Annotated in this window: 27 protein-coding genes; 11 read left to right on the top strand and 16 right to left on the bottom strand. The window is 43.6% G+C overall.

Annotation, left to right across the window (positions count from 1 at the left end; translation table 11 throughout):
- Positions 1-42: 42 nt before the first annotated feature.
- The gene (locus A587_RS0101090) at positions 43-456 is read right to left on the bottom strand and encodes a protein YgfX (RefSeq protein ID WP_332306255.1); all 414 of its coding nucleotides are present in this window, start codon (positions 454-456) and stop codon (positions 43-45) included.
- Positions 437-688: an FAD assembly factor SdhE gene (locus tag A587_RS0101095; RefSeq protein ID WP_010371260.1), complete on the bottom strand. Its 252-nt coding sequence runs from the start codon at positions 686-688 to the stop codon at positions 437-439. The genes A587_RS0101090 and A587_RS0101095 overlap by 20 nt, the downstream gene beginning before the upstream one ends.
- Positions 689-848: 160 nt before the next feature.
- On the opposite strand from A587_RS0101095, the gene ygfZ reads away from it, so the two are divergent.
- Together ygfZ and A587_RS0101105 are read left to right on the top strand one after the other, a co-directional pair.
- Positions 849-1,760, top strand: a complete 912-nt coding sequence (gene ygfZ / locus A587_RS0101100) for a tRNA-modifying protein YgfZ (RefSeq protein ID WP_017216101.1) — start codon at positions 849-851, stop codon at positions 1,758-1,760.
- An 11-nt stretch (positions 1,761-1,771) separates the two neighbouring features.
- Positions 1,772-2,257, top strand: coding sequence for an FKBP-type peptidyl-prolyl cis-trans isomerase (locus A587_RS0101105; RefSeq protein ID WP_010371256.1), 486 nt, complete (start codon positions 1,772-1,774; stop codon positions 2,255-2,257).
- Between the two features lie 31 nt (positions 2,258-2,288).
- Here the strand turns inward: A587_RS0101105 and A587_RS0101110 are convergent, their stop codons facing one another.
- The 3 genes from A587_RS0101110 to A587_RS0101120 are packed head-to-tail and all read right to left on the bottom strand — an operon-like array spanning position 2,289 to position 3,912.
- A complete protein-coding gene (locus A587_RS0101110; protein WP_017216102.1) occupies positions 2,289-2,738 on the bottom strand; it encodes a hypothetical protein in 450 nt (149 codons plus the stop codon).
- 11 nt (positions 2,739-2,749) lie between these two features.
- Positions 2,750-3,577 carry a DUF481 domain-containing protein gene (locus tag A587_RS0101115; RefSeq protein ID WP_010371252.1) on the bottom strand — a complete coding sequence of 276 codons (828 nt, stop codon included), beginning with the start codon at positions 3,575-3,577 and terminating at the stop codon, positions 2,750-2,752.
- A gap of 17 nt (positions 3,578-3,594) precedes the next feature.
- On the bottom strand, positions 3,595-3,912 hold the full coding sequence (locus A587_RS0101120; RefSeq protein ID WP_010371248.1) for a DUF440 family protein: 318 nt from the start codon (positions 3,910-3,912) through the stop codon (positions 3,595-3,597).
- 192 nt (positions 3,913-4,104) lie between these two features.
- Here A587_RS0101120 and A587_RS0101125 point away from each other — a divergent pair, with 192 nt between their 5' ends.
- From A587_RS0101125 to A587_RS0101140, 4 genes are all read left to right on the top strand, one after another.
- A complete protein-coding gene (locus A587_RS0101125; protein ID WP_017216103.1) occupies positions 4,105-4,902 on the top strand; it encodes a crotonase/enoyl-CoA hydratase family protein in 798 nt (265 codons plus the stop codon).
- A 111-nt stretch (positions 4,903-5,013) separates the two neighbouring features.
- Positions 5,014-5,382: a CidA/LrgA family protein gene (locus A587_RS0101130; protein ID WP_010371242.1), complete on the top strand. Its 369-nt coding sequence runs from the start codon at positions 5,014-5,016 to the stop codon at positions 5,380-5,382.
- Position 5,383: 1 nt separating this feature from the next.
- Positions 5,384-6,064, top strand: coding sequence for an LrgB family protein (locus A587_RS0101135; protein ID WP_232288012.1), 681 nt, complete (start codon positions 5,384-5,386; stop codon positions 6,062-6,064).
- Positions 6,065-6,081: 17 nt separating this feature from the next.
- Complete coding sequence (locus A587_RS0101140; RefSeq protein ID WP_017216105.1) at positions 6,082-6,903, top strand: mechanosensitive ion channel family protein; 822 nt, start codon at positions 6,082-6,084, stop codon at positions 6,901-6,903.
- Between the two features lie 42 nt (positions 6,904-6,945).
- Here the strand turns inward: A587_RS0101140 and A587_RS0101145 are convergent, their stop codons facing one another.
- A complete protein-coding gene (locus tag A587_RS0101145; protein WP_017216106.1) occupies positions 6,946-7,842 on the bottom strand; it encodes a mechanosensitive ion channel family protein in 897 nt (298 codons plus the stop codon).
- Positions 7,843-8,022: 180 nt separating this feature from the next.
- Here A587_RS0101145 and A587_RS0101150 point away from each other — a divergent pair, with 180 nt between their 5' ends.
- A complete protein-coding gene (locus A587_RS0101150) occupies positions 8,023-9,546 on the top strand; it encodes an amidase (RefSeq protein WP_017216107.1) in 1,524 nt (507 codons plus the stop codon).
- A gap of 89 nt (positions 9,547-9,635) precedes the next feature.
- Here the strand turns inward: A587_RS0101150 and cysS are convergent, their stop codons facing one another.
- Positions 9,636-11,015, bottom strand: a complete 1,380-nt coding sequence (cysS, locus tag A587_RS0101155) for a cysteine--tRNA ligase (protein ID WP_017216108.1) — start codon at positions 11,013-11,015, stop codon at positions 9,636-9,638.
- Between the two features lie 199 nt (positions 11,016-11,214).
- Here cysS and A587_RS0101160 point away from each other — a divergent pair, with 199 nt between their 5' ends.
- Both A587_RS0101160 and A587_RS0101165 read left to right on the top strand, forming a co-directional pair.
- Positions 11,215-11,709 carry a peptidylprolyl isomerase gene (locus tag A587_RS0101160; protein WP_010371206.1) on the top strand — a complete coding sequence of 165 codons (495 nt, stop codon included), beginning with the start codon at positions 11,215-11,217 and terminating at the stop codon, positions 11,707-11,709.
- Between the two features lie 58 nt (positions 11,710-11,767).
- Positions 11,768-12,493, top strand: a complete 726-nt coding sequence (locus A587_RS0101165) for a UDP-2,3-diacylglucosamine diphosphatase (protein WP_017216109.1) — start codon at positions 11,768-11,770, stop codon at positions 12,491-12,493.
- 9 nt (positions 12,494-12,502) lie between these two features.
- On the opposite strand, the gene miaE is transcribed toward A587_RS0101165, so the two are convergent.
- A complete protein-coding gene (gene miaE / locus A587_RS0101170) occupies positions 12,503-13,285 on the bottom strand; it encodes a tRNA isopentenyl-2-thiomethyl-A-37 hydroxylase MiaE (protein ID WP_017216110.1) in 783 nt (260 codons plus the stop codon).
- Positions 13,286-13,494: 209 nt separating this feature from the next.
- On the opposite strand from miaE, the gene A587_RS0101175 reads away from it, so the two are divergent.
- Complete coding sequence (locus tag A587_RS0101175; RefSeq protein WP_010606742.1) at positions 13,495-14,094, top strand: Yip1 family protein; 600 nt, start codon at positions 13,495-13,497, stop codon at positions 14,092-14,094.
- Positions 14,095-14,363: 269 nt separating this feature from the next.
- Here the strand turns inward: A587_RS0101175 and A587_RS0101180 are convergent, their stop codons facing one another.
- The 8 genes from A587_RS0101180 to pspA form a co-directional block, all read right to left on the bottom strand.
- A complete protein-coding gene (locus A587_RS0101180) occupies positions 14,364-14,705 on the bottom strand; it encodes a 4a-hydroxytetrahydrobiopterin dehydratase (RefSeq protein WP_017216111.1) in 342 nt (113 codons plus the stop codon).
- 10 nt (positions 14,706-14,715) lie between these two features.
- Entirely contained in the window at positions 14,716-15,513 is a 798-nt protein-coding gene (gene phhA, locus A587_RS0101185; RefSeq protein WP_010371198.1) for a phenylalanine 4-monooxygenase, read from the bottom strand.
- Positions 15,514-15,768: 255 nt separating this feature from the next.
- Positions 15,769-16,947, bottom strand: coding sequence for a trans-sulfuration enzyme family protein (locus tag A587_RS0101190; protein WP_017216112.1), 1,179 nt, complete (start codon positions 16,945-16,947; stop codon positions 15,769-15,771).
- A gap of 190 nt (positions 16,948-17,137) precedes the next feature.
- Complete coding sequence (locus tag A587_RS0101195; protein ID WP_017216113.1) at positions 17,138-18,163, bottom strand: TIGR01620 family protein; 1,026 nt, start codon at positions 18,161-18,163, stop codon at positions 17,138-17,140.
- Positions 18,160-19,572 carry a YcjX family protein gene (locus A587_RS0101200; protein WP_017216114.1) on the bottom strand — a complete coding sequence of 471 codons (1,413 nt, stop codon included), beginning with the start codon at positions 19,570-19,572 and terminating at the stop codon, positions 18,160-18,162. The genes A587_RS0101195 and A587_RS0101200 overlap by 4 nt, the downstream gene beginning before the upstream one ends.
- A 48-nt stretch (positions 19,573-19,620) precedes the next feature.
- Positions 19,621-20,022: an envelope stress response membrane protein PspC gene (pspC, locus tag A587_RS0101205; protein WP_010371193.1), complete on the bottom strand. Its 402-nt coding sequence runs from the start codon at positions 20,020-20,022 to the stop codon at positions 19,621-19,623.
- Positions 20,019-20,252, bottom strand: coding sequence for an envelope stress response membrane protein PspB (gene pspB, locus A587_RS0101210; RefSeq protein ID WP_010371190.1), 234 nt, complete (start codon positions 20,250-20,252; stop codon positions 20,019-20,021). The genes pspC and pspB overlap by 4 nt, the downstream gene beginning before the upstream one ends.
- A gap of 77 nt (positions 20,253-20,329) precedes the next feature.
- Positions 20,330-20,989, bottom strand: coding sequence for a phage shock protein PspA (pspA, locus tag A587_RS0101215; protein ID WP_017216115.1), 660 nt, complete (start codon positions 20,987-20,989; stop codon positions 20,330-20,332).
- 183 nt (positions 20,990-21,172) lie between these two features.
- Between pspA and pspF the strand changes: the two genes are divergently transcribed.
- Positions 21,173-22,264 (top strand): phage shock protein operon transcriptional activator, encoded by a 1,092-nt coding sequence (gene pspF, locus A587_RS0101220; protein ID WP_017216116.1) that lies wholly within the window; start codon positions 21,173-21,175, stop codon positions 22,262-22,264.
- Positions 22,265-22,266 lie beyond the last annotated feature (2 nt).

Below are 22,266 nucleotides of genomic sequence, written 5' to 3' on the forward strand. Positions count from 1 at the left end.
GAGCATGTGCTGATTTTTATCGCCATGCTCTGGTCGCTGTTTCTAATTGGCTTGCAGCGCAGTGCGACAGAGTAAACGCCAGTCCGCTTCTGGTATTGCCTGTCGAGTCAAAAATATCTGCAGCTTAGCTTGGTTCGCATCCATGATTTTTAGCGCTATTTGACTATCAAACCATATGGTCGCACCAATAAGCTGCCCCTTGCAATTTATCGTTTGCGACTGTATTTCAATGAAGTTTTCTTTTGGGAGCATGAGTACAGTACCCGCTTTTGGCGTACGAGATAGAACAGTTTGCCAACTGCAATAACCCGTTACGGCAAACACGATTGCCACTAACCACCACAGCGTAGGAAATAGCAGAAAAAGGATAAAAGCGAGGCAAGAAAAAAGAACCACAAAGAAGGCGTGGTTCTGAAGATTGTGTTGAAAGTCGATTCTATACGCGGATCCGATCAAGGATTAACTTAACCATGCGTTTTAGCTCTGGATCTGGACATTCTTCATGACCCATAAACCAAGCGAATAAATCTGGATCCTCACAGGTAACTAGACGCTGAAACACGTACTTACCTTCGTCGGATAGCGCGTCATAAGCCTGCTCAACAAACGGCTCCAAAATAACGTCCAGCTCTAACATGCCACGACGGCAAGCCCATTTAACTCGAGCTTTAGGCAGTAACTCAACCATAAACTGATTAACCCCTCATAAACTATTGAGAAAATTATACCCACTGTGCAGAACATATGCCATAAAACTTATAGAAATGGCACATTGAAATCGTCCGTCCCTATCTCCACTTATGATTTTACGGTAACATTACGAAAACACTTTAATAGGGATCAATATTATGTCAATTGCTCGTGCTTATGCGCTTCCGTTCAAGGTTATTCGCATTTCAGGACAAGATAAACTTAGCTATTTGCACGGTCAGGTTACTCAAGACATTAACCTTATCAAAGAAGATAATTTTATGTGGTCTGGGCATTGTAGCCCTAAAGGCAAACTTTGGTCTGTGTCGCGCTTAACTCGCTATCAAGACGACTACTTAATGCTTGCTGGTGTAGCCGAAGCTGAAGCATCACTTCGTGAGCTAAAAAAGTACGGCGTTTTTGCCAAAGTTGACATTGATTTTGCTGACTGCGAAGTCTTTGGCTTAATGACTCAGGACAGTAAAGCGCTTGCTACTGCCTTTGGCGTTGAGCTTTCGTCTGACGCAAGTGCTGTGGATGTTGCCAACGGCAAGCTGCTAAAACTCGCAGACGAGCGCTTTGTTTTCATCGCGTTCGAAGGCGCAAGTTTACCCGCGGACGTGGAGCAACAAAGCAATCCAGCAGCGTTTATTGCGGCCAGCATTTTAGCAGGAGAGCCAAGTCTTGATGCAGATCACGTGGACGAATTTGTACCACAAATGGTTAACCTTCAAGCCCTTAACGGGATCAGCTTTAAGAAAGGTTGCTATACTGGTCAAGAAACCGTAGCTCGTATGCGCTATCTTGGTAAAAACAAACGTGCCATGTACATAGTGACTGGCAATACAGCAGAGCGCATCGAAGAGGCAGACATTGAGCTGCAGATTGAAGACAACTGGCGTCGTGGTGGCAAGGTTATTCAACAAACCTTTGATGCTAACAGCGGCCGTTATTATGCGCTGGCTGTGATGCCAAATGACACACAACAAGACGCGGTGCTAAGAGCAAAAAATTCACCAGAGGTGAGTCTTACTATTCAACCTCTACCTTATTCTTTAGAAGACAACTAACGGGATCTTATATGATTATTGGCCCTAACTCGGTAGTGACAATCCACTACTCAGTTCAAGACAAAGACAACAACACGATTGATAGCACATTTGATGATGAGCCTGTGATAGCGATGCTTGGCTCAGGCTATCTGATCCCAGGTCTTGATGATGCCCTACAAGGCAAACAAGCTGGTGACACTTTCAGTGTGACCATCGAGCCACAAGAAGGCTATGGTGAACGCTTTGACGAACTGACTCAGGCGGTTCCTAAATCAATGTTTGAAGATATGGAAATCGAAGTGGGTATGCAATTTAGAGCGACCACCGACGAAGGCGACCAAATCGTTGTGATCATTGGTATCGAAGACGAAGAAGTCATCGTTGACGCGAACCACCCGCTTTCTGGGATCACGCTGAACTTTGACGTTGAAGTGCTTGAAGTACGTGAAGCTACAGCTGAAGAAGTTGCCCACGGGCATGTTCATGGCGAAGGCGGTTGTGGTCACGACCACTAAGATTAGTCGAATTACTAATAGAAAGCGCTGATCATTCAGCGCTTTTTTCTTGTTTAAGTTTACTTTCCATTGCCGTAACCAAGTTGGCTTGGTCATTAGTTCCTAAGCGATATTTAGTGCCGTCCTTCATCACCACTTCGAGTGCCTTGAATCCAGCAACTGTGTATACCCAACCGTCTGTACTGATCCGCATGCCAATGCCATGACGTAGAGAATTAGTCACGGGTTGAACATAATCGATATCGTCAAACTTTAAGGTCATTTTGGCGACCGACGGTCCAAACCACCAGCTTAACGTTTGTTGCTCTTGGTTCACTTGAATGGTTAAACCGTAAAAAATAAACGCAACAAGCGCGAGGATCACCAAAAAGCTGACAAAGGCGAGATTGCTACCTGTTAGGAAAATTGCCAATATGGTAAAACTGGCGATAAAGGCTAGAAACAGCCATATAACCCATGCAAACTGTGTATTTTTATACATCGATAGTCTTCTTAATCAAAGCTGTAAACTAATGTAGCACCAAGTTCGGTGTCTACCTTTTCTTTTTCATTTTCTGGCTGCGAATTATAACGGTAAATAAACGCAAACTTCAGCGCAATACCACCAATCACTTGTGTGACTAGCGCAGACTCAGCAAACAATCGGGAATTTAAACCTGACAGCGATTGCTCAAAACTGACGTCTTGATTAAAGCGGGTACGCTTTGAAACGTTTCTTTCCCACTGCAATGCCATACGCAAAAGCTGGCCTTGCTCGGTTCTATCTTCTTCCGGCTCAAGCTCGATTTCGTTATCCACACGAGAGATAGACATACCGGGACCGATGTCGATATCTACCGTGTTCTTTCGTCCCTCATACACACGATTGCCATAACCTAGCGCAAATGTCGTGGTGTATTCCTTGCCATTAAACCTGTCACGCTCATAGTCGCCGTACATAAAGAACGAGGCGTTATCGTCCCCTAGTTTGTAGTTACCTTGCGCAGAGCCAAAGTAGCGCGACGCAGAGACATCCTCAACATCCGTTTCTGTATTGTGCTCGCGACGATAAAGGCCATTGAATTTAAATTGATTACGCCACTTGGGGAAATCTTGATAAAGATTACTTTTTAACTTAAATGACGTGTTTTGCGTATTACCTTTGTTAACGATAAAGCCAAATTCAACGTCACCGTACAGCATTTCGCCCTTGTGCTTTTGATGAATTTCGTCATCGGGCATTTTGCCATATTCGTGAAAATCTTCGAATGGATCCGTAGCTAAGCTTGGTAGCGAAACCAAGCCAATTGCAAATAAAGCGAAAGTTCTAAAAAACGGCACTGACAACTACTTTCCGGCTATTGCTTCCAAATGATATGACAAAACGGCGCATCTAAATCTCTGCTAATTAGGATCTTTGCGTACACCTGATCTGAGTCATCAAACTCGATACCGACCAAAACCTGAACGAAGTGCTCTGGTTCTGCTTCTTGTTCATAAGCAGTTATGCTCGACCAACTCTCGTCCGGCTCACTTTCTTCAATGAAGCCACGATCTTCGCGATGTTCATTGAACATATTAATATCGTGTTCTTCAAGATTATCAGGGGCCAACTCAAGGAAGATATCATATGCTTGGTGAGTGGCTTCTTCGATGCTACAAAGTCTCGCTGTCATGGACGCTAGCCTGTTGTTTTAAAGTTGGCGCAATGATAGCAAAATGAGGTAAAACATAAATACTTAGTCGCGATAATCAAACAGAAAATAACGCTAAATGACGAACAAATTATCGGTAAAAGTTGAATGTCACACCGCTTTTAAGTTATTACTCTAAAACTATCGCATAAAACCCGCAGGGAGCATCTCATCATGATTTCATTTTCCGAAGCGAACAACATCGCATTTGTGACCTTATCTCGACCAGAAAAACAAAACGCGCTATCTGTTGACATGTTTGTTGGTTTAGATAATGCGATAAAGAAAATTAGAAAAAGCAAATCAATTAGGGCTGTCGTTCTCCAAGGTGAAGGCGCACATTTTTGTGCTGGTCTAGATGTAAAAAGCGTGCTGAATAAACCTTCTGGGATCATCAAGCTACTTAAAAAGTGGTTACCTGGCAATGCTAACTTAGTACAAAGAGTCGTACTCGGCTGGCAAACTTTGCCAGTTCCTGTCATTGCCAAGATCACAGGCAATTGTTTAGGCGGAGGCTGTCATATTGCATTAGGTGCTGACATTCGTTTAGCCGACAGCAGTGCGCAGTTTGCCATTATGGAAGCTAAATGGGGACTTTGCCCCGACATGGGTGGCAGCTTACTTTTGCCTGCCACAATGAACAAGGATAAGGCACTGCTGATGACAGTCCATGCACAGCGAATAGATGCCCAGCAAGCACTAAAGGACGGTCTCATTACCGAGCTTTGTGATGATGTTGACGCTAGACTCTCAGAATTACTGACTCAATTTAGCGCACGCTCGCCAGATGCCATTGCAGCAATTAAGAAAGTGTATAATCGAGCCTACAACCAGCCCGCCCGTAAACTGCTATGGTTAGAAACGTGGTCACAAATTAAATTGCTCGCAGCTAAAAATACCAAAATTGCGATGAAGAATGCCTCTGTAGCAGATGAGAATAAAAAGCCATTTTTGCCTCGCATGAAGTGGTAACGCTAGGTTGAATGCTTGTTTGCCCAAAGTATAATGGCCATCGCAATAGGAGAGCGTACAATTAGGCATCATACATGTTAGCGCCATTGCAGTGCTGAGGATTTACATTTAATGGTACACAGAGCGAAGTTGATATTACGATTTGCACTAGGCTTTGCCATCATTTTGGCGTGTCTCTTCAGCGCTAAATGGATAATTCAGCTTAGTGCTTTACAGATCCCAGCCGCCCTACTTGGCATGGTGTTTCTTGTCATACTTCTTGCCACAAAAATCATTAAAGTAGAATGGTTAGCCCCCGCAGCAGAGCCCATCTTAAAATACATGGCGCTGTTTTTTATTCCAGCGGGAGTGGGCTTGGTAGAGCATCTCAGTTTGTTTCAATCCCACTGGCTTATGCTGCTGTTATTGCTAGTTGGTGTTCCAACAATAAGTCTTGTATTGTTAAGCCCTATCGTTAAGAGCATCAAGTTTCGTGATTAATATGATTATGGCGTCAGCGCTCACTGTGCTGTTATTTTTTAGTGCACGCAAACTATATCAGCGTATCTCCTTACCGATATTGAACCCTGTGCTGATCTGCATTTTGGCCATTTCGGCATTTCTACTATTCACTAAGTTCGACTACAAGGTATATCAACAAGCAACGCTACCAATTCATTACTTGTTAGAGCCAGCGGTCGTTGCACTCGCTTACCCTTTGTATAAACAATTTCACCAAATTAAACCGGTATTTTTTGCATTGTGCTTAACCAGTTGGTTGGGTGTTTCACTGTCTACGTTAAGCGCTTTTCTTATTTGCCAGTTTTTCGCAGCCGATCCGCAGCTCTCAGCTTCAATGGCGGCCCTGTCGGTTACAACACCAATCACTCTACTCATTAGTGATTATCTCGGGGGGATCCCCGCTATTGCAGCGATTATGGTGATACTAATTGGTGTATTTGGTGGCGTGTTTGGACTACATATTTTGCACTGGTGTAAAGTTGACCATATGCAAGCGAAAGGCGCTGCGCTTGGCGTTGCTTGCCATGCAATAGGCACAGCCGCAGCGATAGAGCATCACCCCATGGCTGGCGCTTTTGCTTCAGCGGCGATGACAATTACCGCCATGATAACTGCACTTTGGGTGCCTTTGTTTTATCATTGGTTGGCTACTCTAATTTAATAACTCGGGATACGACTGTGATCAATCAAGAAATCGAGCAAATAGAACACTATTACAACATTATTCGAGAGTATCTGGTGACGTACAGTTTCCAATTGCTCGCTGCGATATTCATCTTCCTTCTCGGTTTGTGGTTATCAAGAAAGCTGTCTAAAGCGACTGAAAACTTGATGCTAAAACACAATATCGATCCTGCTTTAACCAACTTTATTGGCAATGTGATAAAAGTCCTTATCATCGCCATGTTTGTGATTATTTCTCTTGGCAAGGTTGGCATCAGTATCACACCTTTTGTTGCCGCCATCGGTGCCGCGTCTTTAGGTGCAGGTCTTGCACTACAAGGTATGCTAGCAAACTATGGCGCTGGTCTTGCCATCATTGCTACCCGCCCATTTGTGATTGGCGATACCATCAGCATCAAAGGCGTTAACGGCCAAGTTAAAATGATTGAGCTTGGACATACCACGCTCATCAACGAAGACAAAGTAGAGATCACTATCCCAAATAAACATGTGGTGGGAGAGATTCTCCATAACTCGTTTGCAAACTCTCTGGTTAAAGGTGAAATAGGGATAGCCTATGATGCTGATTATCAAGGCGCATTAATACTTATCAATCAGGTACTCGCTGATAATGTTAAGGTCAGTCAAGATCCTAAGCCTCAGGTGGGGATTGAGGAATTTGCCGACAGTGCAGTGATATTGAGCTACCGCTACTGGGTACCTACGACTTCACTTATCGAAACTAAATTAGAAGTGAATAAAGCGGTGTTTGCCGCGATTAAAAATGCGGAAATCGAAATTCCATTCCCGCAACGAGTGGTTAAAATCATTCAGTGAGTAAACTCAATAACGGCTAACACCCCAGCCGTTATTCTACCCTCAGTTTTCATCAGGCTTTTCCATAGAAAAGCCACTGCGTAAATGAAGATCGCGCTGTGGAAACGGGATCTCGATTTGATATTTTCGAAAGGCATCATCGATAGCCCAAAGGTAATCAGAGACCAGTGCCGTTGGCCGCTTTACCTGCTCAGGTTGCACCCAAACTCCTAGCGTGAAATTCAAGCTACTATCACCAAACCCTGTCATCCATACCGTTGCTTCTCGCCCCGGCGTATTCAAGGTATATTGAACATTTTTGGCCGCTTCCAATGCGGCACGCTTCACCTTCTCTTTGTCGCTGCCGTAGGCCACCGAAAAAGGAATACGGAAACGACGATATTTATCCGACATTGTCCAGTTGGTAATTGTATTTGACACCATTTCCGAGTTAGGAATAAGCAGGTCGACGTTGTCATTTGTACGGATCCAAGTTGAGCGCATGTGAATGGCTATCACCTCCCCAACCACCCCATTGGTCAGCTCAACAAAGTCCCCAACTTTGACGGTTTTCTCTAGCAGTAACACCAGACCAGAGACAAAGTTATTCACCAGGCCCTGTAGCCCCAAACCAATCCCAACGCCGAGTGCACTGGCAACAAGCGCTAATTCAGTGATCTCTATTCCTAAGGCCGTTAGCGCAATAATAAGACCGATAAATAACACGATGTAGTGAATGATCCTGCCTATCACATAGGCGGAAGTATGCTGGATCACCCCTTGCCTTGAAGCGAGACGATTAAATGCTAGTCGCAGGATCTTAGAGATCACCAAAGTCGCAACGATCACAGCGATAAATGAGAGTGCCTCTCCCACCTCTAATGAAAATTTACCTAATGAAAATAGCTTTTGATCAAGCCACGGAATATCTACGTCTATATCTAATGGTGCTTTTATCATGGTTATATTTTTTGTTATCTCGTGAAGTTAAGTGTGTGTGGCTAGCAGCAAAAATACAAGTTTTAAAGACGCCTAAATCATGCTTTGTTCAGGCTCCTCACTTGACCTTTTAAAGGGCTCGTGACTAAATAAAGGACAAATAAATAACAATAATACTACTGCGGATTGGTAAAATACGTCATGAAAAAATCCCTACTCGCTTTAACCACTTGTCTCGCGCTTGCGTTGCCAGCTTATAGTCAATCGCTTGCGGACCTTACCACGCTCGAAGTGCAAACCAAAATACAAAATCAAACTTTATCGGCAACGCAACTCACTGAGTTTTACTTAAAAAGAATTGCACAACTTGACGATAGTGGTCCTATGCTCAATGCCGTGATCACGCTCAATCCCAATGCTTTACAAGACGCTAAAAAGCTTGACAACGAACTACTCGCGGGAAAATATCGAGGGCCACTTCATGGCCTACCAATTATTGTTAAAGATAATATCGACACCAGAGCGCCAATGGCAACAACCGCAGGCGCGCTCGCCCTGCAACACAATGTCAAAACCCAAGCTGCACCGCTTATCATCCAGTTAGAACAAGCCGGCGCTATCATCCTTGGCAAAGCCAATTTAAGTGAATGGGCAAACTTTAAATCAAGTTTCAGCTCGAGCGGCTACAGCACGCTCGGTGGTCAAACTAAAAACCCGTATGTGTTAGATAGAACACCATGTGGCTCAAGTTCAGGCTCTGCCGTTGCCGTCTCCGCAGGTCTTGCACTGCTCGCCATTGGCACGGAAACTGACGGCTCCATTGTTTGTCCTTCAGCACATAATGGTGTTGTAGGTATTAAACCGACTGTCGGTTTGGTTTCTGGTGAAGGCATTATTCCTATCAGTCATAGCCAAGATAGCGCTGGCCCTATGGCAAAATCGGTGATGGGCGCCGCTTTGTTACTCAATGCTATCGTTACCGATGCAAAACGGCCGATTGACTTTACTCAAGGCTTAAATACCGCCAGTTTCAAAGGCAAACGAATTGCTATCACCAGTCATCTAGGTCAGTTTCCGCCTGCAGTTCAAGCGGTATTTGCAAAAGCCGTTGCGACCATGAAAGCAAATGGCGCAGAAATAATTGAAGGGTTAGACTTACCTGAGCTGGAAGCGTTAGGCTCCGCCGAATTGGATATTTTGCTCTATGACTTCAAGCATGATCTCAATGCTTACCTTGCCACGACACCAGAGCAGGTAAAAGTAAAAAACTTAAACCAGCTCATCCAATTCAACCAGCAACACCCTTCCACCATTAAGTACTTTGACCAATATTTGATAGAGGAAGCTGCAAAAAAAGGCGATATCACGGAACACCGATATCAAGAAGCCCAAGCTCTGGTTAAAAAATTTGCCCGCCAACAAGGCATTGATAAAATAATACAAGAACATCGCCTTGACGCATTTATCGCACCAACTAATACCCCAGCTTGGAGTATCGATATCATTAACGGTGATAATTTCTCCGCCTCTTCGTCATCTCCCGCCGCGATCGCAGGATATCCAAGCATTACCGTACCGATGGGTTTTCATCATGAGCTACCGCTGGGTATTTCTTTCTTCGCTGAGGCTTATAGCGAAGCGAAATTAATCAAGCTTGCCCATGCTTTCGAGCAGTTGACTAATGCACGCAAAGCGCCTGAGTTTAAGGCGACATTAACGCCTTAAAAATAATAGTTGTGTTATAAATAAAAATGCCTTCACACCGATTGATGTGAAGGCATTTTTATTTGCGTATCGTGTTGGTACCAAGAAGGTTAAGCTTTACGCCAAGTTGTTTTGCCCGCGCTATCTTCTAACACAACACCTAAGGCAGTGAGCGCATCACGCGCTTCATCCGCAGCGGCCCAATCTTTATTTTCGCGAGCGCTGCGGCGCTTTTCAATCAATGCTTCGATTTGCGCTACTTCGTCGTCGTCTTGTTCGCCCTGTAAGAAAGATTCAGGGTCTTGCTGCGCAATACCTAAGACTTCCGCCAGTTTCACAAGAATAAATGCGTGTTCACCTGCAGCTTTTGCGTCACTGTCTTTTAAGCGATTCACTTCTTTTGATAATTCAAAAATCACAGGCAGTGCTTCTGGCGTGTTGAAGTCGTCGTTCATTGCTGTCTCAAAACGTTCAGCGTAAGCATTACCTTTAAGCTCGACGTCCACCAGCTCAACGCCACGTAGCGCAGTGTAAATACGCTCAAGCGACGAACGTGCTTGTTCAAGGTTTTCTTGTGAGTAGTTTAGCTGGCTACGATAATGACCATTGATCAAGAAATAGCGTACTGTTTCTCTATCAAAGGCTTTAAGCACTTCACGTACGGTAAAGAAATTGCCAAGAGACTTAGACATTTTCTCTTTGTTAACTTGTACCATGCCGGTGTGGATCCAGGTGTTCACATAACGGCCGTTATTTGCGCAGCAAGATTGGGCAATCTCGTTTTCATGGTGCGGGAATTGCAGATCTGAACCCCCACCGTGAATATCAAAAAATTCACCCAAATGCTTTGAACTCATTGCGCTACATTCAATGTGCCAACCTGGACGACCTTCGCCCCACGGAGATTGCCACGCAGGCTCACCCGCTTTGGCTTTTTTCCACAATACAAAGTCAAGTGGATCATCTTTGTCTTGTGCGACCTCAACACGTGCACCCGCCTGTAGCATTTCTAAATCTTGCTGAGATAACTGACCATATTGCTCAAATGTTGAAACATCAAACAATACATCCCCGTCCTTCGCAACGTAAGCATGGCCTTTTTCAATCAAGCGCACGATCATCTCGATGATTTCGTCCATATGCCCTGTTACCGTCGGCTCAATATCCGCAGGTAGCATATTCAACGCAGTAAAGTCTTCATGCATGGCTTTGGTCATGCGAACGGTTAGATCATTAATCGACTCTTTGTTTTCCGCGGCGCGTTTAATGATTTTGTCATCCACGTCAGTAATATTACGCACATATGTGACGTCATAACCTAAATAACGTAAATAACGGTTCATTACGTCAAATGAAACGTAAGTGCGTGCGTGTCCTACATGACAGTAATCATAGATAGTGATACCACACACGTACATATCAACCTTGCCTTCTTTGAGCGGTTTAAAAGGGGCTTTTTGGCGAGTGAGTGTGTTGAAAATCTGCAACATGTAGTTTTCTTCCTAAGTACGGTTCATTTTTTAACAAAAGTGCTTTTAATCATACCACCTGCATAGCAGCGCCTCTAGATTTTAATAACGAATTACGGCAGTTTTTTGATTTTTTACACTGATTTTTAAGGAATGCTTTTTCACAAAAGCCCAGTTGATATAAAATAGGGTTTTATCATTCAACACGATGGACATTAACATGGTTGTTTTAGAAACAAATCACGGCGAAATCCGTATTAATCTTTTCGCTGACAAAGCGCCTGAAACGGTAGCTAACTTCCTAAACTACGTAAACAGCGAGTTTTATAACGGTACTATTTTCCACCGTGTAATCGACGGCTTTATGGTTCAAGGTGGTGGATTCGCATCGGGTATGGAACAAAAACCAGTTGAAGCACCGATCAAAAACGAAGCAAACAACGGTGTTGCAAACAAAGTGGGTACCCTAGCAATGGCACGTACGCCAGATCCACACTCTGCAACTGCACAATTTTTTATCAATGTTAACGACAACGACTTCCTTAACTTCTCAAGCGAAACATCGCAAGGTTGGGGTTACTGTGTATTCGGTGAAGTTGTTGAAGGCATGGACGTAGTAAATAAGATTAAAGGTGTTGCTACTGGTTCTTCTGGTTTCCACCAAGACGTACCGCTTGAAGATGTGATCATCGAAAAAGCATACGTTGCTGAGTAATATCCTACTTTTTATTCAAGGCCAGTATTTATGCTGGCCTTATTAGTTTTGAGGTCCCATGGGTAAAACCTATTTTATCGCCGACTTGCATTTAACCGAGCACCGCACTGATATCACCGACGCTTTTTTCGCTTTTCTCGACCATCACATGACCGCCGATGTCGACGCTTTATATATTCTGGGTGATTTTTTTGAAGTGTGGATTGGAGACGATGAAAAAGACCCTTATGCCCTCCATATTGCACAAAAACTGCGAAGCTTGAGTCACCTTGGCATTCAAGTCTTTTTTATTCACGGTAACCGTGATTTTTTAATCAAACAGGCCTTTGCTGACGAATGCCAAATGACTTTGTTACCTGAACAAGCGGTGATAGATCTATACGGCACACCAACGGTGATTTTGCACGGCGATGAGATGTGTACACAAGACGAAGCCTATCAAAAGTTTCGTAAGAAGAGCCGCGGTTGGTGGTGGCCAAGATTGATGCTTGCTATGCCACTTTGGTATCGTCGCAGAGTTGCTGCAAATGCAAGGCGTAAGAGTATTGAAAACCAAAAAGGCAAGCCCCTCGAGATTTTAGATGTCACCGAAGAAGCAGTGGCTGAAATGTTCGCAAAACATGGCGTAGACAATATGATCCACGGCCACACCCACAGACCAAAAGTGCACACCTACCAAGGCGGTAAGGTACGCACTGTGCTTGGCGATTGGTATTCACAAAGTTCATATATCGTCGTTGACGAAAGTGGCAAACAGCAGCTCCTTTGCCACCCTTTTGAATAAATTTAGTGCTTAAATAGGCGCACCTGAGTGGAACTTGAAATCGGGGTCCGGTGAGCTGATAAGCTCGTTTTCCACTTGCTGAAATAGTTGAATGCGCCCAGCTACGTCACAGCGCTTAGGATCGGTTGCGTTGGCAACTTGATGCGCTAAATCAATATAGTCTTGATAATGTCTGGCTTCTGAGCGCAATAGCGACACATAAAACTTAGCAATTTCTTTATCTAAGTGTGGCGCAAGTTTGGCGAAACGTTCACATGAACGAGCCTCAATGTAGGCACCAATGATCAGTTTATCGACTAGGGCTGCGGGTTCATAAGTGCGAATGTGTTTAATCATTCCAGACGCATAGCGAGATGCTTGTACATACTCAACAGGAATATCACGTGCCCTTATGATTTCTAGCACCTGTTCAAAGTGATGTAGCTCTTCTTTGATAAGCCTCACCATCTTACTCAAAATATCTTGATTGTAAGCATATTCAGGTCGTGCAGTTAGCTCACCGATCAATTCATTTTTACTGCCTGAAAACTCGCCATCACCAACACTGCGATAAATAAAATCTTCGTAAGGTTGCAACCAACTTAACAATGTTTTTGCAGACGCATCATCTATTGCATATTTACGAATTAAGAAGGCCGCGCTTTGTGCCGCTTTTAACTCACAATGCATATGATCGATAAGCAATAATGGTAAGTGCTCGCTTTGCTTTGCTTTTTCAATCCAAGCTTGCGGGGTTTCACAGCCCAAAAACTGATTAATAGGCGTAAGTAAATCTGTGTACTTTTCTAACATAACAACAAAAGACTAATGTGTTTGCGCCATTTTATCATAACTTCTCGCTACAAGGTGCACCACTAGGCTATTCCCCAAGAAGTTTTAGATCATTCTGAAAATAGTAATATCGCTATTCAACTACATTTTCTTGACAAAAATTAACTCATCTCTCATAACTTAATTGAATTGTACAAAAATAGTACAAACCTATATTTGAGGGGCTAACTATGATCTTTAATCATCTATGGGGCTTATATGCTCACCCGCACGAAGAGTGGCAAACAATTGATAACCGTCACGAAAGTATGTTTTACAGTTTGTCACATATCGCACTTGTTGCGCTGATCCCAAGCATTATGGGGTACTATTCTTCAGTCTACTTAGGCTGGAGTGTTGGTACTGGGGATGCTGTCTATTTAACTCATGAGTCGGCAATATTAATTGGTGTTGCAATGTACTGCGCATTAATTGCAGGCGTCTTTATTTTGGCGTATCTCGCCCACTGGATGGCCATCACTTTTGGCTCAACGCCGACCTATACACAGACTCTTGAACTATCTGCTTACACGGCAACGCCAATGTTTATGTCGGCTTTTGCGGCATTTTATCCCGAACTTTGGTTTGTCGTATCGGTTGGGATGGTTGCACTCGCGTACTCCGTTTATCTGCTTTATACGGGCGTGCCTATTCTTATGCATATTCCTGAAGAGCGCGGGTTTATTTATGCCAGTTCGGTTGTAACTTGTGGCCTGGTGCTGTTAGTCATCATTCTTGCTGCAACCGCTATTTTGTGGACTAATGGCATAATTAGCCCTACGTTTACGTAACCTGAGGGCGAGATAAGAAATAGATTAATCTATTTCTGCTAACGCTAGTTGTATTTGGTTGGAAAATGAAAAGACGAACGTTCTCTTGGCTTTTATCCTAAATGATGAATAAAAAAACGGCGCTTGTTTAGCGCCGTTTCTTTTTTGTAGTTCGAAACATGGACTTGTCGATGTTTGTCGCTATTTACCTTACCGATATTTGTCGACATTTACCTTAGCAATATTTGCCGACATTTACCTTACCGATATTTGTCGACATAAATGTCGACCTACTGTGCGAATACTTCGTCAGTTTTAGCGGCACAAATAAAATCGTTTTTATGAAGACCTTTAATAGAGTGGCTCCACCACGTTACCGTCACTTTACCCCATTCGGTAAGTAGACCTGGGTGATGGCCTTCTTCTTCAGCCATATCGCCCACCTTGTTTGTGAACGCAATTGCTTGTTTAAAGTTTTTAAACTTGTAAACACGCTCAAGCTGCATAATACCATCGCGTACTTCAGGTACCCAATCAGGGATCTGTTTGATTAGAACCGCTAGTTCTTCATCTGATACTTTAGGCGCATCCGCACGACACGCTTCACATTTTTGTGCACTTAAATCAGACATTGATAATTCCTTAACTTGCTAGTTTTTCTTTTGGCGGAAACTTAGGTTCAAATAACCCTAGCTCTTTTGCTTGTTCAACCTGCGACATGATATCCATTTTAGAGATCTCAAATAAGTCGTTGATTGAGTTAATTGTATAGTAAACAGGTTGCATAATGTCGATGCGATAAGGTGTACGTAACACATCTAACACTTTAAGCGGATTAATTTCTGGTTTGTCAGAGTAAACATATTGAGTCTCACCTGGGCTTGATAGCACACCGCCACCATAGATACGCAGACCTTGCTCGGTTTGCATCAAACCGAATTCAACGGTAAACCAGTATAAGCGTGCAAGGTATACGCGATCTTTCTTCTCAGCGGCATAGCCCAGTTGACCATACTTGTGTGTAAACTCGGCGAATGCTGGATTCGTTAGCATTGCACAATGGCCAAAAATCTCATGGAAGATATCTGGTTCTTGCAGGTAATCAAACTCTTCTCTTGAGCGAATAAAGGTCGCTACAGGAAACTGTTTGTTGGCAAGCAATCGAAAGAACTCATCAAAATCAATCAGTGCCGGTACTGGCGCTACCTGCCAACCCGTTTCTTTCGCTAGTGCTTCGTTTAACTCACTTAGTTGTGGAATGCGGTCTTTTGGTAAATTAATTTTCTCAAGACCTGCCAAATATTCATCACAGGCTTTGCCTTCGATACACGCTAGCTGACGTGCAACTAACTCTGACCAAATTTGATTCTCTTCATCTGTCCAAGCAATAACGCCATTTTCATCTGGCTGCTTAGATACATATTTACTTGCTTTAGCCATTTTACATTCTCACTTACTTCACCCCGAGTTTATGATCTTGCAATTTCAATTGCCGTCCTGTTGATGGTTCGGAGCGCTTCAACTTGTGACTTTGATACTAAGTAAAAGTGAAGGAAAGTTTAATAGTGAGCACGTTTATCACATTTCGCACAATAAGCATTTTTGTAAACTATAAAATACACACCTGTAAAGTTAAAATTACACACATAATAAAAAGGGGCTTCATACAGCCCCCTTGTAAAAATTAACTTACAGCTATATTTTATCAAACGCCTGCTTAAGATCGTCAATAATGTCTTCTACGTCTTCAAGCCCCACTGAAATCCGAATTAGTCCATCGGAAATTCCCGCAGCTAACCTTTCCTCTTGTGTATAAGGAGAGTGTGTCATTGATGCCGGATGTTGAATGAGCGTTTCTGGGTCACCTAGACTTACCGCTAACGTACACAGCTCAGTCGCATTGATAAATTGTTCACCCTGCTCTAGCGAGCCGTTGATTTCAAAAGCAATTACTCCACCAGCACCTTTCATTTGTTCGCCAAGAAATTGGTAGCCCGGGTGCGAAGGTAAACCTGGGTAGTAGACTTTATTCACTTTAGGGTGCGCTTCTAGGAACTCTGCTACCGTTTGTGCGCTTTGACAGTGGCGTTGTACACGTAAAGCTAAGGTTTTCAATCCTCGATTGATTAACCAAGCATCGTGAGGACTGATTGTAGCGCCAATGTCTTTTAACACAGTTAATTTGATAAGTTCTACGTGTTCTTTTGAACCGCACACGAGCCCTGCTACCACATCCCCATGACCATTTAGGTACTTGGTTGCGCTATGCACAATAAGATCAGCACCATAATTCACAGGCTTTTGTAAAAGCGGTGTCATGAAAGTATTGTCAACGACAAACAGGAGCTCGTGCTGTTTAGCGATTTCCCCTAACATTTTCAAATCTAATACCGTCATGTTAGGGTTGATCGGCGTTTCGGCAAACAATAGTTTTGTATTTTCCTGTACCGCATCACGTAACGCTTGCTCATCGGTTAAGTCAACAAATGACACCTCAATACCGAATTTAGGCAACATATGCGCAAATAGTGCGAAGCTACAGCCATACAATGCGCTTGATGCAATCATATGATCGCCTTGCTGCAAAAAGCTCAGCACCGATGCAGACACGGCACCCATACCTGTGGCGGTCGCCGCAGCATCTTCCATTCCCTCAAGTCGGGCTACTTTTTCTTCTAGCTCTCGCGTCGTAGGGTTGCCTAAGCGAGTATAGATATAACCGGGCTCTTCTCCAGCGAAACGTGCCGCACCTTGCGCTGCGTCTTTAAAGTGGAATGTTGAGGTTTGATACAAAGGAGCGGTTAACGCCCCATGTGGGTCGTCAAAATGATTGGGTCCGTGAATACACTGACTGTCATCTCTTAATTTTTTCATACTTGCCTGCTGATTTTATTATTGCCAACCAAATAAACATGGTAGTGAATTGATTAGCGTCGTTTTTGTGTAATAACCAATATGTAGGGCAGTTTAGAAAAATAGACAAGCATGCCAGATGGGGAGACGGCTAGTTCACTTATTGTGACTAGCCTATTTTACTTAAAGAGGTGTATAAAATTGTTGCCGTTTAATCTTTTTTGCTACGTCTTAGTAGCACATCAACGACTGAGCTAATCGCACTTTTCAAAAGGCTTTGTTTGTGCTCCAAGCGTGGTAATGGTCGACAAAGTTCCATCGCCTTATAGCCCAAACGAGCTGTGAATATCCCAGCACTCAGGCCCTGTGCTGAACGGGTAGAAAGCTTGCCAAGTAATTCAGCCCCCACACTGGTAGCAGCAAGGTCGCTTACCAGTTCACTTGCGCCAACAAACACCATTTGCTTCAACAACATTTTGTACAACGTGATGCGGCTGCGATACGCTAATCGAATACCATAATGTTTGCTGATCTTTTCCACCAGCACGACTCCGCGCCAAAGCACCGCCAGCATATCCACAAGTGCAAGTGGACTTAAAGCAACTAATAGCGCCGATGTTGTCGCATGCTCTTGGATTAGCTTTTTAGCTTCAGCATCTTGGCCTCGGAGCAAAGTTTTTTCATATAAAGTGATGACTTCTTTGTCTGTGTGGTGAGGCTGTAATGCTTCTTCAAATGCGGCAACCTTTTGTTCTGGGTGCGCTTGTAATAGCGGCGCAAGCCAAGCTCGCGCCTCGCCGATCTGATCGCTTTGTAATAAGCGCTGGGCATCATGCTTAATTTGCTGATGTTGTTTAAGCTTGCTAAGTGCGATAACTTCCGAAAATAAGAACTTAAATAGCGCAAGTAAACCAAGAGACAACACGGTGGTGTATAAACTAAACAGCAGAATATTTTGCTCATAGCTTTCTATCAAGGTCAGTGCAGCTTCCACAATAATAAGTACTAATAGCGCGAGCAAAAAGCACTGTTTAAAGCCGAATCGCCAAGGCGATTCGTAAATACGTTCAATTTTCGGTAACTCGGGTTCAGGCACAGTATCAAGGCTCTCACTCACAACCAGCTCATTGCCGAGAACTTTGCCTTCACCACCCAAATGTTGAGACTCATCTTGGCTTTCAGTGTCGATATTTAAGCGTCTACCCGAACCTTGGTAAGATTTTGTCTGATCTGTCATCTTAATTTATCTCCAATTAAGAACTGCAAAGCATGATCAAGCCTGATATGCGATAAGTTTCCTTGCCTTGCGGGTAGCGGCTCAAACGCTAAAAACTCAAACCCATTTTGAGGCCAAGCCTGCGCTTTTGGAACGTGATCAGGCGGGGGTGGTGGCACATAATTAATAAACTGCTGCTCGCCGACTGGCTTACCATAGATACATTGTACATGTTGCGTCCCCTCTTTCACCGCCCTTGACTCAACACTTCTCACCGAAGAAAGAGACATCGTATCCACGGTTACCCCGTTGAAGCGAAGCTCATTGGCACTGTCCACCAGCATTTCATTTAACAACCTTGTCAAATTGGTCTGCTGCTCGTTCAAGACGCCATCACATTTGTTGGCAGCAAATAGCACCTTATCTATTTTTGGGTTAAATAAACGAGACAAAAAGCCACTTTTACCATGAGAAAACATGGCGAGGATCTGCTTTAACGCAACTTCTTGCTCTTTCAGTGTGTCATAGCCATCACTTAAGCTACCCAATAGATCAACTAACACGACTTGGCGGTCAAACTGACAAAAGTAATCTTTGTAAAATGGCGCGACGACTTGCTTTTTGTAGGCTTCAAAACGCTCAACAAGCTGTTGATATTGTGAATGTTCGGTAATGTCGTTTGGGTGAACTTGTACTGGGAAAAACAGCAATATTGGCGCTCCCTCAAGATCCCCCGGGATCAACGCTCGGCCAGGTTGCAAGTTAGATAAACGAGTGTCCCGCTGCAACTGCGCTAAAAGCGCATGGTAACTTTGTGCAAGCATTTTCAGCTTACTTTCATCCACCGCTTCCGTTCCATCAAACTGCTCGAGGAGATGTAAAAACGTTTGTGCAAATGGCCGGTATTTAGGCTTATTTAATAATGCAAATTGCTGCTCACACCACTCGGGAAAAGTCATTTTAAGCAGTGGCAAGTCCATTAACCACTCACCTGGGTAATCATATAGTTCAAGGTATAGTGTATGGGTTTGCGCTAAGTGCTGTTTGAGTCCGCGTTCACTATGATACCTAAACGCCAGTGTTAAGGTGTTGATACGTTTGGTTGACGCAGGCCATGTTGGCGGCTCTTCCAACAAACAAGTTATTGCTTGCTGATAGTCAAAAGTTGGTACCGCCAGTGCCTTCTGCGGCTCAGGACGACACGCAACAAGACGACCTTCACTCACAACATCTAAAAACGGTAAGTTGTCGGTGCTCGTTTGAGTAGTCAGATGCTTGATAAGCGCCGTGATAAATGCGGTTTTTCCGCTGCCACTAAACCCGGTTACGGCAAGCTTGATATGCTTATCAAAAGAGCGGTGGAGCGTTTTTTTTGCTTGTTGTTTTAACTTATCTAGGGAAGATGGGGTTCGAAAACGTGACGTAGTCATAAGTAGAAAAGTGCCCCTCAAGAAAATGCCAAGGCGGCCAATACCGCCTTATAGCTTGTCAATTTCTCTGCTAACCGTAAATTCAGGGGAAGTTACGTAGCGTTCCATGTTCTGAATGCGACCATCAAGTCGTGATAATCTGTCTTTTAGGTCATAAAGTGCCTGTCTTGGCGGCTCGCCTTTTTGCCACACCTTAAACTTCACCGATACTTTATCTTCATCTTTCGCATCAGGTGAACGGTTTGGTGTCACTTCACGTTTATCTAAAATAAACCAGCAAGCCACATACACGACGATAAATAATGGACCACCAGATAATAGCACGGCTGTGATGAATAAGATCCTAACAAGCCATAACTCCATATTGAAGTAATCACTAAGACCTGCGCATACTCCGGCTACCTTGCCGCGACTTGGGTCACGATATAGCTCTCGCTTTAGTCTACTCATAACTTGCGTCTCCATTGTGGTGACTCTTGATCAAGTAAAGCTTCTAACGTTTCAACACGATCTGCCATTTTTTCTGCCTTGCTGGCTAATTCGATAAGCTGACGATGCTCGTGTTCACTTAACCCTTGGCTTACCTGCTTTTTGCTACGGTAGTGCAAAATTAACCAAAGTGGTGCCACGATGACCATAAAAATAATCAACGGAGCCATCAAAACTTCTGCGTCAAACATAATCTTCTCCTGCCTTCAACCTAGCTGTTATTATTGTAGTTGGTTAGCACCTACCCTGACAGTAGGTGCGACTATTTTCACTTTTCAGCCATTTTCTTTTTCAGCTGTTCAAGCTCATCGTCAATCTTTTCGTTCTTTTGCAGATCAGCAATCTCATCCGCTAAAGATTTCTTACCTAGATCGTAAGATTCGATTTGTGACTCCAGGCCATCGATTTTGCTCTCATAACGCTCAAAGCGATTTAGGGCATCATCTACTTTACTGCTGTCGAGTGCCTTTTTCACCTCTAAACGAGATTCTGCTGAGCGCTGGCGTAGTACAATCGCTTTTTGGCGCGCTTTTGCGTCGGCCAGTTTATCTTGTAATGTACTGACTTCTTGCTGCAGCTTTTCAATGTGCGTGTCTACATGCTCTAGCTCTTTTTCAAGGGCTGCAACATCCTCCGCAGACTTTTGCTTTTCAAGTAAAGCAGCACGCGCTAAATCTTCACGTTCTTTACTTAGTGCAAGCTCTGCTTTGATTTGCCAATCATCTACCTGTGCTTTTAGCTGATCTAGACGGCGTGTTAACTCCTTTTTCTCAGCGAGTGTTTTTGCTGAGGTCGATCTTACTTCGACTAGTGTATCTTCCATTTCTTGGATAATTAGGCGAACCATTTTTTCTGGATCTTCGGCTTTATCCAAAATAGCATTGATATTAGAATTCACTATGTCTGCAAAACGAGAAAAAATTCCCATAGTGGTTACCTCTTTGGTTAATAGCTAAATTGCTTACTGTCTATGTATCAAATAGCTTGCCAACTTTAACAAATTTAAAAATACAATAAAATCATAAGGTTATTTTATTTTTAAAAAGTCTTTAGTTATCCCTTTTTTTGAAATACACTAGTTATTAGTAAAAACCACTAAGAGTTAGGCAATATGAGCCGTTTTCGCCAACAGGATAATTTATTAGGCCAATCTGACAGCTTTTTAGCTGTGCTAGACAAGGTTTCACAGCTCGCTCCTTTAGAAAAGCCCGTGCTTATTATTGGCGAACGTGGCACAGGTAAAGAGTTAATTGCGGCACGTTTGCATTATCTCTCAGAGCGGTGGGATCAGGAATACGTCAAACTAAACTGCGCAGCCCTAAACGAAAACCTCTTAGAGAGTGAGTTATTTGGTCACGAAAGTGGTGCCTTTACTGGTGCAAGCAAGCGCCATGAAGGTCGATTTGAACGCGCTAACAGTGGCACACTGTTTTTGGATGAGTTAGCTAATACCTCTGCAATGGTGCAAGAAAAGCTCTTACGTGTAATTGAATACGGTGAGTTCGAGCGAGTTGGCGGCAAGCAAACCGTAAAAGTAGATACTCGACTGGTATGCGCTACCAATGAAGATCTCCCCACACTCGCCGATGCTGGAGAGTTCAGACACGACTTATTGGACCGCCTCGCATTTGACGTCATCACCTTACCGCCATTAAGAGCGAGAAAAGAAGACATCTTATTATTGGCCGAACATTTTGCGATAAATATGGCTCGGGATTTAGGATGGGAGTTATTTAGCGGCTTTACCCGCAAAGCCATCGAGAAACTGCTTGATTACCCGTGGCCCGGTAATATCCGTGAGCTCAAAAATGTGGTGGAGCGTAGTTTATATCGTCATGGCAATGACCAAATTCCGGTTCATGATATTGTGTTTGACCCCTTTGCTAGTCCATTTAGGCCGAGTCAACGGATCAAAACGTCAAGCGCCCAGCCAGCAACTTCAGCCACTCATAAAGTTGAGCCTTTGCCTGCAGCACAACCGAGTAACGAACAACAGGCAGATCCTGCCCTCGAATTCGACTTCCCTTGTGATTTAAAATCGCTTTCCAACGACTATGAAATCACAATGCTGCAAAAAGCGCTTGAATTTAGTCAATTTAATCAAAAGAAAACTGCACAAAACCTTGGTTTGACGTATCATCAACTGAGAGGTTATTTGAAAAAATACAACCTACTGGACCAAAACCAAAAACAAGAGGCATAGTG

This window comes from Pseudoalteromonas sp. NJ631 (assembly GCF_000276645.1).
Taxonomy (GTDB): domain Bacteria; phylum Pseudomonadota; class Gammaproteobacteria; order Enterobacterales; family Alteromonadaceae; genus Pseudoalteromonas; species Pseudoalteromonas piscicida.

Excerpts from the sequence above, each read along its gene's own strand:
- A587_RS0101190 (WP_017216112.1), bottom strand. The coding sequence starts at position 16,947 with ATGAAAAAATTAAGAGATGACAGTCAGTGTATTCACGGACCCAATCAT.
- A587_RS0101095 (WP_010371260.1), bottom strand. The coding sequence starts at position 688 with ATGGTTGAGTTACTGCCTAAAGCTCGAGTTAAATGGGCTTGCCGTCGT.
- A587_RS0101175 (WP_010606742.1), top strand. The coding sequence starts at position 13,495 with ATGATCTTTAATCATCTATGGGGCTTATATGCTCACCCGCACGAAGAG.
- A587_RS0101180 (WP_017216111.1), bottom strand. The coding sequence starts at position 14,705 with ATGTCTGATTTAAGTGCACAAAAATGTGAAGCGTGTCGTGCGGATGCG.
- A587_RS0101125 (WP_017216103.1), top strand. The coding sequence starts at position 4,105 with ATGATTTCATTTTCCGAAGCGAACAACATCGCATTTGTGACCTTATCT.
- A587_RS0101195 (WP_017216113.1), bottom strand. The coding sequence starts at position 18,163 with ATGACAGATCAGACAAAATCTTACCAAGGTTCGGGTAGACGCTTAAAT.
- miaE (WP_017216110.1), bottom strand. The coding sequence starts at position 13,285 with ATGTTAGAAAAGTACACAGATTTACTTACGCCTATTAATCAGTTTTTG.
- phhA (WP_010371198.1), bottom strand. The coding sequence starts at position 15,513 with ATGGCTAAAGCAAGTAAATATGTATCTAAGCAGCCAGATGAAAATGGC.
- A587_RS0101200 (WP_017216114.1), bottom strand. The coding sequence starts at position 19,572 with ATGACTACGTCACGTTTTCGAACCCCATCTTCCCTAGATAAGTTAAAA.
- A587_RS0101160 (WP_010371206.1), top strand. The coding sequence starts at position 11,215 with ATGGTTGTTTTAGAAACAAATCACGGCGAAATCCGTATTAATCTTTTC.
- pspC (WP_010371193.1), bottom strand. The coding sequence starts at position 20,022 with ATGAGTAGACTAAAGCGAGAGCTATATCGTGACCCAAGTCGCGGCAAG.
- A587_RS0101105 (WP_010371256.1), top strand. The coding sequence starts at position 1,772 with ATGATTATTGGCCCTAACTCGGTAGTGACAATCCACTACTCAGTTCAA.
- A587_RS0101145 (WP_017216106.1), bottom strand. The coding sequence starts at position 7,842 with ATGATAAAAGCACCATTAGATATAGACGTAGATATTCCGTGGCTTGAT.
- pspB (WP_010371190.1), bottom strand. The coding sequence starts at position 20,252 with ATGTTTGACGCAGAAGTTTTGATGGCTCCGTTGATTATTTTTATGGTC.
- A587_RS0101150 (WP_017216107.1), top strand. The coding sequence starts at position 8,023 with ATGAAAAAATCCCTACTCGCTTTAACCACTTGTCTCGCGCTTGCGTTG.
- A587_RS0101120 (WP_010371248.1), bottom strand. The coding sequence starts at position 3,912 with ATGACAGCGAGACTTTGTAGCATCGAAGAAGCCACTCACCAAGCATAT.
- pspA (WP_017216115.1), bottom strand. The coding sequence starts at position 20,989 with ATGGGAATTTTTTCTCGTTTTGCAGACATAGTGAATTCTAATATCAAT.
- A587_RS0101130 (WP_010371242.1), top strand. The coding sequence starts at position 5,014 with ATGGTACACAGAGCGAAGTTGATATTACGATTTGCACTAGGCTTTGCC.
- A587_RS0101135 (WP_232288012.1), top strand. The coding sequence starts at position 5,384 with ATGATTATGGCGTCAGCGCTCACTGTGCTGTTATTTTTTAGTGCACGC.
- A587_RS0101110 (WP_017216102.1), bottom strand. The coding sequence starts at position 2,738 with ATGTATAAAAATACACAGTTTGCATGGGTTATATGGCTGTTTCTAGCC.
- cysS (WP_017216108.1), bottom strand. The coding sequence starts at position 11,015 with ATGTTGCAGATTTTCAACACACTCACTCGCCAAAAAGCCCCTTTTAAA.
- pspF (WP_017216116.1), top strand. The coding sequence starts at position 21,173 with ATGAGCCGTTTTCGCCAACAGGATAATTTATTAGGCCAATCTGACAGC.
- A587_RS0101165 (WP_017216109.1), top strand. The coding sequence starts at position 11,768 with ATGGGTAAAACCTATTTTATCGCCGACTTGCATTTAACCGAGCACCGC.
- ygfZ (WP_017216101.1), top strand. The coding sequence starts at position 849 with ATGTCAATTGCTCGTGCTTATGCGCTTCCGTTCAAGGTTATTCGCATT.